Source organism: Yoonia rosea, assembly GCF_900156505.1.
In the GTDB taxonomy this organism is placed as follows: Bacteria; Pseudomonadota; Alphaproteobacteria; order Rhodobacterales; family Rhodobacteraceae; genus Yoonia; species Yoonia rosea.
Map to the genome: position 1 here is coordinate 164,816 of NZ_FTPR01000001.1, position 15,837 is coordinate 180,652.

Annotated in this window: 16 protein-coding genes; 15 read left to right on the plus strand and 1 reads right to left on the minus strand. The window is 59.3% G+C overall.

Translation table 11 applies throughout. The features are described 5' to 3' along the window. Positions 1 to 3: 3 nt before the first annotated feature. The 7 genes from rsmH to murD are packed head-to-tail and all read left to right on the plus strand — an operon-like array spanning position 4 to position 8,548. The gene (gene rsmH / locus B0B09_RS00795) at positions 4 to 984 is read left to right on the plus strand and encodes a 16S rRNA (cytosine(1402)-N(4))-methyltransferase RsmH (protein WP_076657957.1); all 981 of its coding nucleotides are present in this window, start codon (positions 4 to 6) and stop codon (positions 982 to 984) included. After that, complete coding sequence (ftsL, locus tag B0B09_RS00800) at positions 985 to 1,344, plus strand: cell division protein FtsL (RefSeq protein WP_055292033.1); 360 nt, start codon at positions 985 to 987, stop codon at positions 1,342 to 1,344. It begins immediately after the preceding gene. Then, the gene (locus B0B09_RS00805; RefSeq protein ID WP_076657958.1) at positions 1,341 to 3,125 is read left to right on the plus strand and encodes a peptidoglycan D,D-transpeptidase FtsI family protein; all 1,785 of its coding nucleotides are present in this window, start codon (positions 1,341 to 1,343) and stop codon (positions 3,123 to 3,125) included. Before ftsL ends, B0B09_RS00805 begins: the two co-directional genes overlap by 4 nt. Before the next feature lie 13 nt (positions 3,126 to 3,138). Further along, positions 3,139 to 4,626, plus strand: coding sequence for a UDP-N-acetylmuramoyl-L-alanyl-D-glutamate--2,6-diaminopimelate ligase (locus B0B09_RS00810; RefSeq protein ID WP_076657959.1), 1,488 nt, complete (start codon positions 3,139 to 3,141; stop codon positions 4,624 to 4,626). Further along, positions 4,623 to 6,047 (plus strand): UDP-N-acetylmuramoyl-tripeptide--D-alanyl-D-alanine ligase, encoded by a 1,425-nt coding sequence (locus B0B09_RS00815; RefSeq protein ID WP_076657960.1) that lies wholly within the window; start codon positions 4,623 to 4,625, stop codon positions 6,045 to 6,047. Before B0B09_RS00810 ends, B0B09_RS00815 begins: the two co-directional genes overlap by 4 nt. 18 nt (positions 6,048 to 6,065) lie before the next feature. Continuing rightward, on the plus strand, positions 6,066 to 7,148 hold the full coding sequence (mraY, locus tag B0B09_RS00820; protein ID WP_055292041.1) for a phospho-N-acetylmuramoyl-pentapeptide-transferase: 1,083 nt from the start codon (positions 6,066 to 6,068) through the stop codon (positions 7,146 to 7,148). Beyond that, complete coding sequence (gene murD / locus B0B09_RS00825; RefSeq protein ID WP_076657961.1) at positions 7,148 to 8,548, plus strand: UDP-N-acetylmuramoyl-L-alanine--D-glutamate ligase; 1,401 nt, start codon at positions 7,148 to 7,150, stop codon at positions 8,546 to 8,548. The genes mraY and murD overlap by 1 nt, the downstream gene beginning before the upstream one ends. Before the next feature lie 18 nt (positions 8,549 to 8,566). Here the strand turns inward: murD and B0B09_RS00830 are convergent, their stop codons facing one another. Further along, positions 8,567 to 9,745, minus strand: a complete 1,179-nt coding sequence (locus B0B09_RS00830) for a BaiN/RdsA family NAD(P)/FAD-dependent oxidoreductase (protein WP_076657962.1) — start codon at positions 9,743 to 9,745, stop codon at positions 8,567 to 8,569. 186 nt (positions 9,746 to 9,931) lie between these two features. Between B0B09_RS00830 and ftsW the strand changes: the two genes are divergently transcribed. The 8 genes from ftsW (at position 9,932) to murB (ending at position 15,817) form a co-directional block, all read left to right on the plus strand. After that, a complete protein-coding gene (gene ftsW / locus B0B09_RS00835) occupies positions 9,932 to 11,101 on the plus strand; it encodes a putative lipid II flippase FtsW (protein WP_076657963.1) in 1,170 nt (389 codons plus the stop codon). Further along, positions 11,098 to 12,195 carry a UDP-N-acetylglucosamine--N-acetylmuramyl-(pentapeptide) pyrophosphoryl-undecaprenol N-acetylglucosamine transferase gene (locus B0B09_RS00840; RefSeq protein WP_076657964.1) on the plus strand — a complete coding sequence of 366 codons (1,098 nt, stop codon included), beginning with the start codon at positions 11,098 to 11,100 and terminating at the stop codon, positions 12,193 to 12,195. Before ftsW ends, B0B09_RS00840 begins: the two co-directional genes overlap by 4 nt. Before the next feature lie 17 nt (positions 12,196 to 12,212). Then, entirely contained in the window at positions 12,213 to 13,610 is a 1,398-nt protein-coding gene (gene murC / locus B0B09_RS00845; protein WP_207552123.1) for a UDP-N-acetylmuramate--L-alanine ligase, read from the plus strand. Next, positions 13,607 to 13,858: a DUF2484 family protein gene (locus B0B09_RS00850; RefSeq protein WP_076657966.1), complete on the plus strand. Its 252-nt coding sequence runs from the start codon at positions 13,607 to 13,609 to the stop codon at positions 13,856 to 13,858. Before murC ends, B0B09_RS00850 begins: the two co-directional genes overlap by 4 nt. After that, the gene (locus B0B09_RS00855) at positions 13,859 to 14,146 is read left to right on the plus strand and encodes a hypothetical protein (protein ID WP_055292054.1); all 288 of its coding nucleotides are present in this window, start codon (positions 13,859 to 13,861) and stop codon (positions 14,144 to 14,146) included. It begins immediately after the preceding gene. A gap of 108 nt (positions 14,147 to 14,254) precedes the next feature. Beyond that, a complete protein-coding gene (locus B0B09_RS00860; protein WP_076657967.1) occupies positions 14,255 to 14,599 on the plus strand; it encodes a hypothetical protein in 345 nt (114 codons plus the stop codon). Then, positions 14,596 to 14,895: a hypothetical protein gene (locus tag B0B09_RS00865; RefSeq protein ID WP_076657968.1), complete on the plus strand. Its 300-nt coding sequence runs from the start codon at positions 14,596 to 14,598 to the stop codon at positions 14,893 to 14,895. Before B0B09_RS00860 ends, B0B09_RS00865 begins: the two co-directional genes overlap by 4 nt. After that, positions 14,879 to 15,817 carry a UDP-N-acetylmuramate dehydrogenase gene (gene murB, locus B0B09_RS00870; RefSeq protein WP_076657969.1) on the plus strand — a complete coding sequence of 313 codons (939 nt, stop codon included), beginning with the start codon at positions 14,879 to 14,881 and terminating at the stop codon, positions 15,815 to 15,817. Before B0B09_RS00865 ends, murB begins: the two co-directional genes overlap by 17 nt. Positions 15,818 to 15,837 lie beyond the last annotated feature (20 nt).

The window sequence follows — 15,837 nt, forward strand, 5'->3', positions numbered from 1 at the left end:
CCCATGTCTGCTGCCGCTGAAAAATCACCACATATCCCCGTACTGATCAGACCGCTCATTGCAGCGGTCTCGCCCGTTTCCGGGGTCTGGCTGGATGGCACGTTTGGAAACGGTGGCTATACGCGCGCACTTCTGGCGGCGGGGGCGGATAAGGTCATTGGCGTAGACCGTGATCCTTTGGCCTTTGAGATGGCTGCGGACTGGATCGCCGACTATGGCGACCGGATTGAAACAGTCGCGGGTGTCTTTTCGAAACTGGACGAATATGGCGCTGATCTCGATGGTGTTGTGCTCGATCTCGGGGTCAGTTCCATGCAGCTTGATCTGGCAGAGCGCGGCTTTTCTTTCATGCGCGATGGGCCGCTCGATATGCGGATGTCGCAGGACGGCCCCTCTGCGGCTGATCTGTGCAATGGCGCGGATGAGGCCGAATTGGCCGACATCATCTATCTCTACGGCGAAGAACGTGCATCGCGGCGGATCGCCAAGGCGATTGTCGCGGCGCGTCCGCTGACAACGACCCTGCAACTGGCCAAAATCGTTGAAGGCTGCCTGCCGCGCGCCAAACCCGGCCAATCGCATCCCGCGACGCGCACTTTTCAGGCCCTGCGCATTGCGGTGAACAACGAATACGGCGAGTTGGCGGAAGGGCTGATGGCCGCTGAACGCGCCTTGAAACCTGGTGGTCAACTGGCTGTCGTGACCTTCCATTCCGTCGAGGACCGGATGGTCAAACGGTTCTTGCAGGCGCGGTCCGGCAACACGGCCAATGCGAACCGCTATGCGCCAGAGATAGAACAGGTGACGCCTGCATGGCGGATTGAAAAGCGCAAGGCGATCGGGCCGGATGAACAGGAACTGGCCGAAAATCCAAGGTCGCGTTCCGCCAAGTTGCGGGTCGCCATCCGCACCGATGCACCAGCCGAAGCGATTGATCCCGCTGACTTGGGTATGCCGATGAAAAAGAAGAAAGGGGGCAGATAAGTGCGTGGTTTGTTTTATGTTCTGACTGCTTTGGCCGTCATGGGGCTCGCGTTTTGGGCCTATCAGGAGAATTACAAAACCCAGGCGGCGATCGCCGAGGTGCGTGGTCTACATGGGGAAATCGGCGCGGCACATGAACGGATCAGCATGTTGCGTGCCGAATGGGCCTATCTGAACCGCCCTGATCGTCTGGCCGATCTTGCGGACCTGAATTTCGATCGCTTGGGCCTTTTGCCACTGATGCCAGACGCTTTCGGCGCGGTCGATCAAATCATCTATCCACTGCCGCCCATCTTGCCGATCACAAACCCGATCGAACTGTCGTATGATCAACTCAAAGCGATGGAGAACGATCTGTGAGCCGCATTCCCCTTCGTCCGCTGGCCCGTATCCTCAAAGCGCGCGCACGGGGTGAAAACCCCGACGCGATCGAAGCCGAAAACCGTGCCCGCCGGCACGAGGCAATGGCCGACAAGCAACGCCACCGTGCTGAAGGGCGTCTGCTGGTGCTGGGGCTTGCGTTTTTCTGTGCCTTTGGTGTCATTGGCATGCGCATGGGCACCTTGGCATCATCTGTGCCGGAAGAGCCGCGGGCCTCGGCCGTTGGCAACCCGATTATCGGGCAGCGCTCTGATATTGTTGATCGCAACGGACGTATTCTGGCGACCAACTTGCAAACGCATTCACTTTATGCGCATCCGCGCGACATGCTTGATCCGGCCAATGCGGCCAAACAGCTTGCGCAGATTTTCCCCGAGCTGGATGAAGCAGAGCTTTTGAAGGATTTCCAGGGCGACCGCCGTTTCCTGTGGATACGGCGTCAGATTAGCCCCGAGCAGATGCAGGCTGTGCATGATATCGGCTCGCCCGCTCTGCTTTTTGGGCCGCGCGAAATGCGGCTATACCCCAACGGTCCTGTTGCGTCGCATATTCTGGGCGGTGCCAGCTATGGCCGCGAAGGTGTCGCCAGCGCTGAAGTCATCGGTGTGGCCGGGGTTGAACGCCAGTTCGACAGCTATTTGCGTGATCCCGCGAATGAAGGCGCGCCACTGCAGTTGTCGCTTGATCTGACCGTTCAGGCCGCAGCCGAGCAGGTGTTGGCCGGTGGCATGTCGATCATGAATGCCAAAGGGGCTGCCTCGGTTCTGATGGATATCCACACCGGCGAGATCATTTCGATGGTCTCACTGCCCGACTTTGACCCCAACAACCGCCCGCGTGTCCTGACGACAGGCGACCAGTCGGATAGCCCCCTGTTTAACCGCGCGGTGCAAGGCGTTTATGAGCTTGGTTCGGTCTTCAAGATATTCACGACCGCACAGGCGATGGAGCTTGGCCTTGTCAACGCCAATACCATGATCGACACCCAAGGTCCGCTGACATGGGGCCGGTTCCGCATTCGTGACTTCCATGATTACGGCCCGGAGCTCAGCACCACGGACGTGATTGTCGAAAGTTCAAACATCGGGACGGCACGGATCGCGATGCAGATTGGCGCCGAACGTCAGCGTGCGTTTCTGGGTTCGCTCGGATTTCTGGAACCGACGCCATTGGAAATGGTTGAGGCGCCAACCGGGCGCCCCTTGCTGCCACCAAATTGGTCCGAGATTTCGACAATGACGATTTCTTATGGTCACGGTCTGTCCACGTCGCCGGTCCATCTGGCGGCGGGCTATGCCTCGCTCTTGAATGGCGGAACGCGCGTCACGCCAACTCTGCTGCGCCGGACCACTACAGAGCAAGGCCCGCGGGTCGTGTCCGAGGCTGTGAGTGCGGCGTCGCGCAGCATGCTACGGCAGGTGGTTGAGCGCGGAACGGCCTCTTTCGCAGAGGTCGAGGGCTATGCTGTCGGTGGCAAAACGGGAACTGCAGATAAGCCGCGCGCCGCAGGTGGCGGATACTATGATGATAAGGTCATCTCGACTTTTGCATCTGTGTTCCCTGCCAATGATCCGCAGTACGTTCTGGTCGTCACGCTGGACGAGCCATCAGAGAATTCAGGCGCCGAGCCGCGCCGCACTGCGGGTTGGACTGCCGTGCCGATTGCAGCCGAAATGATCCGGCGGACAGCGCCTCTTTTGGGGCTGCGACCACAAGTAGACAGGCCTCAGCCGGTCGGTGTAACACTGACCTCAAACTGATCGAGGGCGGGCAATGAAATCACTGGCGGAACTTGGGCTGACAGCACGCGGTGGCGCTGAGGCGCAGATCACGGGGCTGACCGTGGATAGCCGCGAGGTGAAGCCGGGGTATCTCTTTGCCGCGCTGCCCGGTGCCCGTGTACACGGCGGCGAATTTATCCAATACGCATTGCGCATGAAGGCCGCCGCTATTTTGACCGATGCGAAAGGTGCCGAGATTGCCGCCAAAGAGCTGGCTGGTAGCGATGCTGCACTGATCGTGGCGCAAGATCCGCGTGCAACGCTCGCGCAAGCAGCGTCGCTTTGGTTCGGCGCGCATTCTGCCACAGTCGTGGCCGTCACCGGCACCAATGGCAAAACATCTGTCACGACGTTTTGCCGCCAAATCTGGGAAGAACTGGATTTGCCTGGTGTGAACCTTGGCACGACTGGCGTAGAGGGCGCGTGGAACCACCCGCTCAAACACACCACGCCGGAACCGATCACGCTGCACCGTGTGCTGGCCGAGGCGGCACAAAACGGTATCACCCATGTCGCGATGGAGGCTTCATCGCACGGGTTGGATCAGCGCAGGCTGGATGGCGTGATTTTGGCGGCGGCGGGGTTTTCGAACTTCAGTCAGGACCACCTTGATTATCATGAAACCTTTGAGGCCTACTTCGACGCCAAGATGGGTCTGTTTCGCCGTGTCCTGTCCGAGGATGGCGTCGCAGTCATCAATCTGGACGATCCTAAAGGGCCGGAAGTTGCAGCAATCTGCACCGCCCGCGGCCAAGAGGTGATCGGCGTCGGCCGCCACCCTGATGCACGCTTGCGCCTGACCGGACAGCGCTTTGATGCAACAGGGCAGGACCTGCTTTTTGAATGGCAAGGGCGCGCGCGCCAGACACGGCTTGACCTGCTTGGCGGGTTTCAGGCCGACAATGTCTTGCTGGCTGCCGCCTTGGTCATTGCAGCAGGTGCAGACGCGGCGGATGTGTTCGATACCTTGCAGTACCTTACGACGGTACGGGGCAGGATGGAGCTTGCTGCGACACGCGAAAGCGGCGCTGCGGTATTTGTGGATTATGCCCATACCCCTGACGCGATTGAAACCGCCCTGAAGGCGATGCGCCCGCATGTGTTGGGGCGGATCGTTGTCATTGTCGGCGCGGGTGGTGACCGCGATGTGGGCAAGCGGCCTTTGATGGGGGCGGCTGCGGCACGCAATGCGGATACGGTGATCGTGACCGATGACAACCCGCGCTCTGAGGACCCCGCTGCAATCAGGTCAGCCGTGATGGCGGGTGCGCTGAACGCAGGTGGCACGCAAAGCATCAGCGAAGTAGGCGACCGCGCCGAAGCAATTTTGCGCGGCATAGATATGCTGGGGGCAGGGGATGCCTTGTTGATCGCGGGCAAGGGCCACGAAACAGGTCAGACCGTGGGGGACACCGTCCTGCCATTTGATGACGTGGAACAGGCGAGCGTGGCTGTCGCTGCGTTGGAGGGTTGGGTATGACCCCGCTCTGGACCTCAGCCGAGGCGGCTGCGGCGACGGGTGGGCACGTCACCCAACCATGGCAAGCGACAGGCGTTTCGATTGACACGCGAACCTTGCAAAAGGGCGATCTTTTCGTGGCGCTGGCTGATGTGCGCGATGGTCACGATTTCGTCGCGCAAGCGTTGGAAAAAGGCGCTGCTGCCGCTTTGGTGACGCATGTCCCCGAGGGTGTGGCCGCCGACGCGCCGCTTATGATCGTGCCGGATGTCCTGGATGCACTCGGCGCACTGGGTCGCGCCGCCCGTGCGCGCACGGCTGCGAAAGTCGTCGCGATCACCGGCTCTGTCGGCAAGACATCGACCAAAGAGATGTTGCGCGCTGTGCTGGCGCGCCAAGGCAAATGCCACGCGGCAGAGGCCTCATACAACAACCACTGGGGTGTGCCTCTGACGTTGGCGCGGATGCCCGCCGATACCGACTTTGCCGTGATCGAAATCGGGATGAGCAACCCCGGCGAGATCACGCCGCTGTCGCAAATGGCGCGTCCGCATGTGGCGATGGTGACGACAGTGGCCGCGGCACATCTGGCATCATTTGAAAGCCTTGCAGGAATTGCTGAGGAAAAAGCCTGTATCATGGACGGGCTGGAGACGGGTGGTATTGCCATCCTGAACGGCGATATCGAGACCAGCCAGATTTTGCAGGACCGTGCCAAAGCATTGGGGGCCACGCAGGTCCTTTTTGGCGAGACTGCCCCCGACTGGGTGGTCAAAGACGTGCGCATCGCAGGCGATGTCACGGTCATCACCGCTGTGGGCGATGGCGTGGATTATCTGTTCAAGCTCTCCGTCCCGGGCCGTCACTTTGCGATGAACGCCGTGGGGGTGCTTGCTGCGGCAGAGGCGCTCGGGGCCGATCCGGTGGCGGCGTCACTTGATATCGCCGCTTGGGTGCCGCCTGCCGGACGGGGCACGCGCGAAATCATTGTCACAGATATGGCCAATGACGGCGAAAGCCTCGAGTTGCTCGATGATGCTTTCAACGCGAACCCGACATCGCTTGCCGCGTCACTTGAGGTGCTCGCGGCGTCCACACCCGCCGATAACGTCGGACGGATTATCAAGGGCCGGCGTGTCGCGATCTTGGGTGATATGCTGGAGCTGGGCGCAGCCGAGGTCGCAATGCACCGCGACATGGCGCAAAACGAACACCTGAAGTCGCTTGACCTGATCCATTGCGCGGGTCCCTTGATGCGCAACCTCTGGGACGCGTTGCCAGAAGCCCAACGGGGCCGCTGGGCCGAAACGGCGGCAGAGCTTGTACCGCAAGCGTCGCAACTGGTGGATGCCGGCGATGTTGTGCTGGTCAAAGGCTCAAAGGGTAGCAAAGTCAGCCTGATTGTTGACGCCATACGAAAACTGGGGCATCGCCGCCTGTAACAAGATTAAGGTATCAAAATGCTCTATTGGCTCACGGCACTTTCGGACGGCGGCGACTTTTTCAACCTGTTCCGCTATATCACGTTCCGCGCAGGTGGCGCGTTCATGACGGCGCTGGTCTTCGGGTTTATCTTTGGGCCTCCGCTGATCAACGTGCTGCGGCGCAAACAGGGCAAGGGCCAACCGATCCGCGATGACGGCCCCGAAGGACATTTTGCCAAAGCAGGCACACCAACGATGGGTGGTTTGCTGATCGTGGGTGCATTGACATTTTCGACCCTGCTTTGGGCGCGGCTGGATAATCCCTTTGTCTGGATGGTCCTTTTTGTGACGCTGTCCTTTGCGGCCATCGGTTTTGCGGACGACTATGCAAAGGTCTCCAAGCAGAACACCTCGGGGGTATCAGGCAAGGTACGGATTTTGCTGGGAATTTTGATCGCAGGCATCGCGGGATATTGGGCGGCGGCCTATCATCCCGATGATCTGACCAATCAGCTGGCACTGCCGATTTTCAAAGATACGCTGATCAATCTTGGCATTCTCTTCATTCCCTTCGCGATTGTGGTGATTGTCGGGGCGGCCAATGCGGTGAACCTCACCGACGGGCTGGACGGGCTTGCTATCATGCCGGTGATGATCGCTGCAGGCACATTTGGCGTGATTGCCTATGCTGTCGGGCGCACCGATTTTACCGAATATCTGGACGTGCATTATGTGCCGCAAACCGGCGAAATCCTGATCTTTACCATGGGCCTGATCGGGGGCGGTCTGGGCTTTTTGTGGTACAATGCGCCACCCGCTGCGGTCTTTATGGGCGATACAGGCTCGCTTGCCTTGGGCGGTGCGCTGGGTGCGATTGCCGTGGCCACCAAGCACGAGATCGTGCTCGCGATTGTTGGCGGGCTTTTTGTGGTCGAGGCGCTCTCGGTTATTATTCAGGTGCTCTATTTCAAGCGCACCGGGAAGCGCGTGTTCCTGATGGCTCCGATCCACCATCACTATGAGAAGAAAGGCTGGGCCGAGCCGCAGATCGTGATCCGGTTCTGGATCATCTCGCTGATCCTTGCGATGATTGGCCTTGCGACGCTGAAGGTACGGTAATGATACCTGTTCAGGGATATGCGGGCCAAACCGTTGCCGTCTTGGGGCTTGGCCGGTCGGGGCGCGCCACAGCGGCGGCTTTGCAAGCGGGCGGTGCACATCCTGTTGTTTGGGATGACAGCGCTGTGGCCCGCGATGCGGCAGAGCAAGCCGGTTTTGATCTGCGTGACCTGACCAAGCCGCGTGCGTTTGAAGGCGTGTCTTTGCTGGTTGTCAGCCCCGGTATTCCGCATCTTTACCCAACGCCAAACCCTGTGATCGCGGCCGCTTGGGACGCAGACGTGCCGGTAGATAACGACATTGGCCTGTTTTTCCGCTCCTTTGCGACCGCGGAATGGGAAGAGTTCGATACGATGCCGCGCGTGATTGCCGTGACGGGGTCGAACGGGAAGTCCACGACTTCGGCGTTGATCCACCATATTCTGGTCGAAAACGGCCGTCCCGCGCAACTCGCAGGCAATATCGGGCGCGGTGTTCTCGATATCGAACCGGCGCATGACGGCGAAGTGGTGGTGCTGGAACTCTCCTCATACCAGACCGATCTAGCGCGCAGCCTGACGCCGGATGTCGCGGTTTTCACGAATCTCAGCCCCGATCACCTTGACCGGCACGGCGGGCCGGGTGGCTATTTTGCCGCCAAGCGTCGGCTATTTGCCGAAGGCGGACCGGATCGCGCGATCATCGGAGTGGATGAGGTCGAAGGGCGCTACATGGCCAATCAGCTGAGCGAAGGTCCGGGGGATGACCGCGTGATCCGGATTTCCTCGGGCCAGAAGCTGACGGGTGAGGGCTGGAACGTTTTTGCGCGCAAGGGGTTTTTGGCCGAGCACCGCAAAGGGCGGCAGGTCGGGTCGATTGATTTGCGCGCGATTGCCGGATTGCCGGGCGCGCATAACCATCAAAATGCCTGTGCGGCCTATGCGGCCTGCCGGACTTTGGGGTTGGGGCCCAAGGGGATCGAAGCTGCGATGCAAAGCTATCCCGGATTGCCACATCGCAGTCAGGTGGTTGCCGTGAAAGATGGCGTCACTTTTGTCAATGACAGCAAAGCGACGAATGTGGACAGTGCCGCCAAGGCGCTGGCGGCTTTCCCGAAGATCCGCTGGATTTGCGGTGGTTTGCAGAAAGAGGGCGGGCTTGACGGTCTGCTGCCATATCTGGACCACGTCAGCAAAGCCTATGTCATCGGGCGCGAGGCAGAAGGCTTTGCCCGCCAGTTGACCGGCGCTGATGTCGAGGTTTGCGGCACGATGGCCACGGCTGTGGCGCAGGCCGCGGCGGATGCCGCGGCCGGGGAGGTCGTACTCTTGGCGCCTGCGGCGGCATCGTTTGATCAGTATGACAGTTTTGAGCGGCGCGGCGAGGATTTCATCCGCTGTGTGACAGAAGCGGTGGGGTAAGGTGGATTGAAATCCACCTTACGGGTTGGCAATGGCTTGCCCAGCCGCCCACCCCGAGGACCATGCCCACTGGAAATTATAGCCGCCCAGCCAGCCGGTGACATCCACGCATTCACCGATAAAATAAAGTCCTGGCACTGATTTTGCGGCCATGGTTTTGGACGACAGCGCGTCTGTATCAACGCCGCCCAAAGTCACCTCTGCCGTGCGGTAACCCTCTGATCCGGCAGGCGTCAGGGTCCAGTCGGCCAATCTGTCACAAAGTGCGGTCAGCTTTGCATCGCTCTGATCGGCGATATTGCCGTCAAGCGGCAACTCTGCCTTGAGGTGATCCACAAGTCGGGCAGGCAGGTGTTGCGCCAGTACAGTGGTCAGTGCCTTGCGCCCGTCGCTTTGACGCTGGCTTTGCAGGGCGGCCAAAAGATCACCTTTTGGGTTCAGGTTCACGCAAATTGCCTCGCCCTCGTGCCAATAGGATGAGGCTTGCAATACCGCAGGCCCCGAAAGGCCGCGGTGGGTGAAGAGGATCGCTTCGTCAAAGCTGGCGTCATTGGCCGATACGCGCGCATGGGTTGCGACACCTGCAAGCGGTTTGAATTTTTCATCCGAGAAAGTCAGCGGCACCAGCCCCGGACGCGGGTCGATCACGGGCAGGCCGAATTGCGTGGCGATTTGATAGCCCATCCCCGTCGCGCCCATCTTCGGGATGGATTTGCCGCCACAGGCCACGACCAGGTTGCGCGCGGTCACCGTTTGGCTGCGTCCCTCACGGGTCAGGGTCGCGCGAAAGGCGCTGCCGTCGTGGCTGATCTCGCTCACAGCGGTTTGCAACCAAAGCTGCGCACCGGCCTTGTCCATTTCGGCACGGAGCATGGCGATAATGTCTTTGGCGCTATTGTCGCAGAAAAGCTGGCCCAGCGTTTTTTCATGCCATGCGATCCGGTACTGATCGACCAGCGCAATGAAATCCCACTGCGTATAGCGCCCGAGGGCGGATTTGCAGAAGTGTTTGTTCTGACTGATGAAGTTCTGCGGGCTGGCGTAGAGGTTCGTGAAATTGCACCGTCCGCCGCCCGAGATCCGGATCTTTTCACCGGCCGCTTTAGCATGATCGACAACGAGCACGCCGGGCCCTGCGTGGGCCGCGCACATCATGCCTGCAGCACCTGCGCCGATGATCAGAGTTTCAACTTTCATAGCGGCCCATATGGCGCAAGCGCCGCGGGAGATCAAATTCAGAAAATTTGATCATGCCTCCGGCGGAAGTTTGATCGGACATGGAAAGTGGCAGGGGGCGGTTTTTCAGTGGAATCGTGGTCAATTGACGGTTAAGGTGACAGCAGACCCGGCAAACGGGCGATGTAGGCAAATGAGCGGTGATCCATGACGGAAATGGTCTATGGGACGGTCCCGGTGCAATCCGGCGACCCGGTTCTGCCCCGATGGTGGCGGACGATTGATAAATGGACAATGTCCTGCATCCTGATCCTTTTCGGGATCGGGTTGTTGCTGGGCCTCGCCTCATCGCCGCCGTTGGCTGACCGAAACGGGCTTGAGCCATTTCACTACGTCACCCGACAGGCCATTTTTGGCGGGATGGCGATGATCGTCATGTTTATCGTGTCGATGATGTCGCCCACGCTGGTGCGGCGTCTGGCGGTCTTGGGGTTCCTGTGTGCGTTTGTGGCTTTGGCCTTTTTGCCGGTCTTTGGGACCGATTTCGGCAAGGGCGCAACCCGTTGGTATTCACTGGGCTTTGCGTCGGTGCAGCCGTCCGAGTTTCTCAAACCCGGTTTTGTGGTGATGGCGGCGTGGCTTTTGGCGGCGTCCCAGCAATTGGGTGGACCGCCCGGCAAGGCCTATTCTTTTGTGCTGACGATTATGATTGTTTTGATGTTGGCACTGCAGCCCGATTTCGGGCAGGCCGCTTTGATCCTCTTTGCCTGGGGGGTGATGTATTTCGTGGCCGGTGCGTCAATGTTTTTTCTGATCATTCTGGCCGGTCTGGTCGTGTTTGGTGGAACGGTCGCCTATTCCTATTCCGAGCACTTTGCCCGTCGTATCGACGGCTTTCTATCGCCTGACCTCGATCCCAATACGCAGTTGGGTTACGCCACAAATGCGATCCGCGAGGGTGGATTTTTTGGCGTCGGTGTTGGCGAGGGCCAAGTGAAATGGTCGCTGCCTGATGCGCATACCGATTTCATTATCGCGGTCGCTGCCGAGGAATACGGGTTGATCTGCGTTTTGGTGATTATTGCGCTTTACGCTGTGATTGTGGTGCGCTCTTTGCTGCGGCTGATGAAAGAGCGCGACGTGTTTATCCGTCTTGCGGGCACGGGGCTGGTTTGCATCTTCGGGGTGCAGGCGATGATCAACATGGGCGTTGCTGTGCGCTTATTGCCTGCCAAGGGGATGACCCTGCCTTTCGTATCCTATGGCGGCTCTTCGCTGATCGCGGGCGGCATTGCTGTCGGGATGCTCTTGGCGTTCACGCGCAGCAGGCCGCAGGGTGAGATGGCTGATATTCTGATGCGCAGGGCGAACCGCTGATGGCGCCGCTTCTGATCATTGCCGCTGGTGGCACGGGCGGGCATATGTTTCCGGCACAGGCCCTCGCTGAAGCGATGCTTGAAAAAGGCTGGTGTGTGCATCTGTCCACTGATGCGCGCGGCGCGCGGTACACGGGTGGTTTCCCCGATGCGGTCGAGGTCAATGTCGTCGGTAGCGCGACCTTCGCCCGTGGCGGGATCATGCAAAAGCTGGTGGTGCCGTTGCGTATTGTGGGCGGCATCGCCGCAGCGAAATGGCGGATGCTCCGGGACCGGCCCGCTGTCGTGGTCGGCTTTGGTGGTTATCCTGCGATTCCCGCGATGACGGCGGCCTGGGCGCTGCGTGTCCCGCGCATGATCCACGAACAAAATGGTGTCTTGGGCCGCGTGAACCAGCTTTTTGCCAAACGGGTCAACCAGATCGCCTGTGGCACATGGCCGACCGAATTGCCAGGTGCGGTGGAGGGTGTGCACACGGGTAATCCTGTGCGGGCAGCGATTTTGGAACATACCGGTTCGCCCTATATTCCACCGGGTGATTACCCCATGTCGATCCTTGTCATGGGGGGGTCGCAGGGGGCCCGTGTCATGTCGGACATCGTCCCGCCTGCCATCACAGCCTTGCCGGAACACATCCGCCGCAATATCCGGGTCAGCCATCAGGCCCGCCCCGAGGATCTTGAGCGCGTCTCTGCCTATTACGAGGCCGAGTTGATTTCAGCGCAGGTCCAGACATTTTTTGAGGATGTGCCGCGCCGGATGGCGGATGCACAACTGGTGATTTCCCGCTCGGGGGCTTCAACCGTTGCGGATGTCAGCATCATTGGCCGCCCCGCGATCTGGGTGCCCTATGCCGGTGCAATCCGTGATGAGCAGACCGCAAATGCGCGCCAGCTTGTCGAGGCGGGGGCGGCGGTGCTGATGCCTGAGGCGGAATTCGAGGTGGCGGCTTTGACGGCTAAGCTGACCGAGCTGTTGTCCGATGAGATTGGCATGCTGCAAATGGCTCAAAAGGCACTGGCCTGTGGTGTGCCGGACGCCACGACGCGGCTTGTACAATTGGTTGAAAATCTGGCAGAGGCGGGAAAGAAATAATGGATGGGAACCCTGTGATGAGCGCTGCAACCAAACTGCCACTTGATGTGGGCCCGATCCATTTTGTGGGCATTGGCGGGATCGGGATGTCCGGCATTGCCGAGGTCTTGCTGAACCACGGCTATACGGTTCAGGGGTCTGATCTGAAGGCATCGAAGATTACGGACCGGCTGAAGTCACTGGGTGCGATCATCTTTGAAGGTCAGCGTGCGGATAATCTTGAAGGCGCGGAAGTGGTTGTCATTTCCTCTGCCATCAAACCAGGTAATCCCGAGCTGGATGAGGCCCGTGCCAAAGGGCTACCTGTGGTGCGCCGCGCCGAAATGCTGGCTGAATTGATGCGCCTCAAATCGAACGTCGCGGTTGCCGGAACCCATGGCAAGACGACGACCACCACCATGGTTGCGGCACTTTTGGATGAGGGCGGGATTGATCCGACAGTCATCAATGGCGGCATTATCCATGCCTATGGCTCGAACGCACGTATGGGGCAGGGCGAGTGGATGGTGGTTGAGGCCGACGAGAGCGACGGGACATTCAACCGTTTGCCCGCGACCATCGCGATTGTCACCAATATCGACCCCGAGCATATGGAACATTGGGGCACCGAAGAGGCGCTGCACAAGGGCTTTTACGACTTTGTCTCGAATATTCCGTTTTATGGGCTGGCGGTATGCTGCACGGACGATGCCGATGTGCAATCGCTTGTCGGCAAGATTACTGACCGGCGTGTAATTACCTATGGTTTTAACGCACAGGCCGATATCCGTGCAGTGAACCTGACGTATCAGGCAGGCGTGGCACATTTCGATATCGCGCTTCAGGCCGAAGGTGCGCTGATCGAGGATTGCGAATTGCCAATGCCGGGTGACCATAATGTGTCGAACGCGTTGTCGGCTGTGGCGGTCGCCCGTCATCTTGGCATGAAGAAAGAGGAAATTCGTGCGGCGCTGAAAGGGTTCAAGGGCGTGAACCGCCGCTTTACCAAAGTGGGCGAAGTGAATGGCGTGACAATCATTGATGATTACGGTCACCACCCTGTTGAAATCGCCGCTGTGTTGAAAGCTGCGCGTCAGGCCACCGAAGGCCGCGTGATTGCGGTGCATCAGCCGCATCGCTTTACCCGCCTGTCGCATCACTTTGACGAATTCTGCGCCTGCTTCAACGATGCCGATGTTGTAGGGATCGCCGAAGTCTTTTCGGCAGGCGAAGCCCCGATTGAAGGCGCGAGCCACCGTGATCTTGTTGCCGGTCTGATCCGCCACGGTCACCGCCACGCGCGCGTGGTGGAAAGCGAAGATGATCTGGAACGACTGGTGCGCGAGCAGGCAGGGCCGGGTGATATGGTTGTCTGCCTCGGGGCAGGGACGATCAGCACTTGGGCGAATGCCTTGCCGGCCCGTCTCAAAACGTGACAGACCCGTTTATTCTGATCGGGCTTTGGGTCGTGCTGGCATTTGCTATGTCGGCATTTCCCTCAAACGACAATCATTGGCGGCGGGCTTACGTGCTGCTGGCAATCGGCGTGCCGCTTCTGGTTTGGATTACAATCCAGCACGGGTTTGTCATTGGTTTGCTTGGATTGGTGGTTGGCGGCCTCGTGCTGCGCTGGCCGGTTTACTATCTGTGGCGCTGGATCAAGAACACCATTGCGAGGTCCTGAGTGACAGATCTGTGGATTTTCCTTCTTATGCTGCTCTGCGCGATGATCCCTTTCGCCGCGTTGACACGGTTTATGCGGGCGGGGCAATCCGGTCTGTCACTGAGTATCGTGTCAGCCATCGGTGCTGTGCTGGTCATTGCAATCTACGCGAGCGGCCGCCCATTTGGCGTTGATCCGGTGCTTGCCATAACTGTCGCCATGCTGGCCTGTGTCCCCGCGCTTCTCGGCGCTTTGGCAGGGGCGCTTCTGGGCTGGTTGCTGCGGCGTCGGGATGACCGTCGGCCCTAGACGACGGTTGCGCTCTCGCAAAAAAATTTACATGTGCTTCTAACAGGTATTGAACATTGTTCACAATTCGCTTATGAATTGAACATCGTTCATAAATGGAGCAGAATCATGGGTGGCGAAGAAATTGCATTGATCTGGATCGGGTGTGGCAGCTTTTTGATCCCGCTGGGTCTGACCTATCTGGCAGGCTTGCGCCAAAGCAAGATGGCACTGGCCGCGATGACCTTCCTTTGGGCGGGATTTACAGCGCTCATGTCTTATCAATTGAGCATCACCGGAGGATGGGATGTGCTTCTTTATATTTTTCTGCTGCTTTTTGTCAGTGCACCTTCGGCGGTGGGCGGATTGATCGGCGGCCTTGTTGGATGGGCCAGAGCAAATCAGGCTAGACCAGAAGAGGCGACACATGCCGAATTGGCCGGCGGTGTTGATGAAAAAGGGCCAAGGCCATGACTTTTGGTGATTATATGGCATACGGAATCCCATTTTCCATCTTTCTTGCCACGGGTTTTGGCAACTACTGGTTGGCGAGGCGCCACCTCTTCACCGGCATCAAGATCTACTGGATTGTCTGGGTCCTCTTCACGGTTGGCATGCTTTCTGGCATCGCCGCACTAGGAACTTGGGATGGACTGCTTTATGCCGCACTCCTGATCGGCATCAGCGCGCCTGCAGGGCTTGGCGGCGTGGTTGGCGCTCTGGTCGGGCGAGCGAAACAAGAGAGAGCAGAGGATGATCACACTCCCTGAGGTGCGGGGCACATTGACGGCCAATCGCCCGCTGGCTGATTTGACATGGATGCGCGTAGGCGGTCCTGCCGAGGTGCTGTTTCAGCCCGCCGATGTGCAGGATCTGTCCGATTTTCTGGCGGCACTTGATCCTGCCGTTCCTGTTTTCCCAATGGGTGTCGGCAGTAATCTGATCGTGCGCGATGGCGGGATCAGTGGCGTCGTGATCCGCATGGGGCGCGGCTTTAACGCAATCGAGATCAGCGATGATACTGTAATCGCAGGGGCGGCGGCGCTTGATGCGCATGTGGCGCGCAAGGCGGCCGATGCAGGTTTCGATCTGACGTTCCTGCGCACGATCCCCGGCACAATCGGCGGTGCGGTGCGCATGAACGCGGGCTGCTACGGCAGTTATATGGCTGATGTGCTGCGCGCGGTGCAGATGGTGCTGCGCGACGGGACGGTCACCGAAATGTCGGTCGATGCGCTGGAACCCGCCTATCGTCAAAGCGCTCTGCCCGAGGGTGCCGTAATCGTCTCGGCCATACTGACACCGCCCAAAGGCGCGCCTGCTGATCTGCATCAGCGAATGACCGAGCAACTGGTTAAGCGCGACGAAACCCAACCGACCAAAGACCGCACGGCGGGGTCAACATTCCGCAATCCTGCAGGTTTTTCCTCAACCGGGCGGGCTGATGACGTGCATGATCTCAAGGCTTGGAAAGTGATTGATAACGCGGGCATGCGCGGCGCGCAGCTGGGCGGGGCGGTGATGAATACCAAGCATTCCAACTTTCTGACGAACGCAGGTGATGCGACCGCCGCCGACCTTGAGGATTTGGGCGAATTGGTGCGGAAAAAGGTTTACGATTCCCAAGGGATCACGCTACAATGGGAAATCATGCGGGTCGGTGATCGTTTGGGCGCAGACACCGCAAAATAACTGGCCAAAAAGGCCGCGAT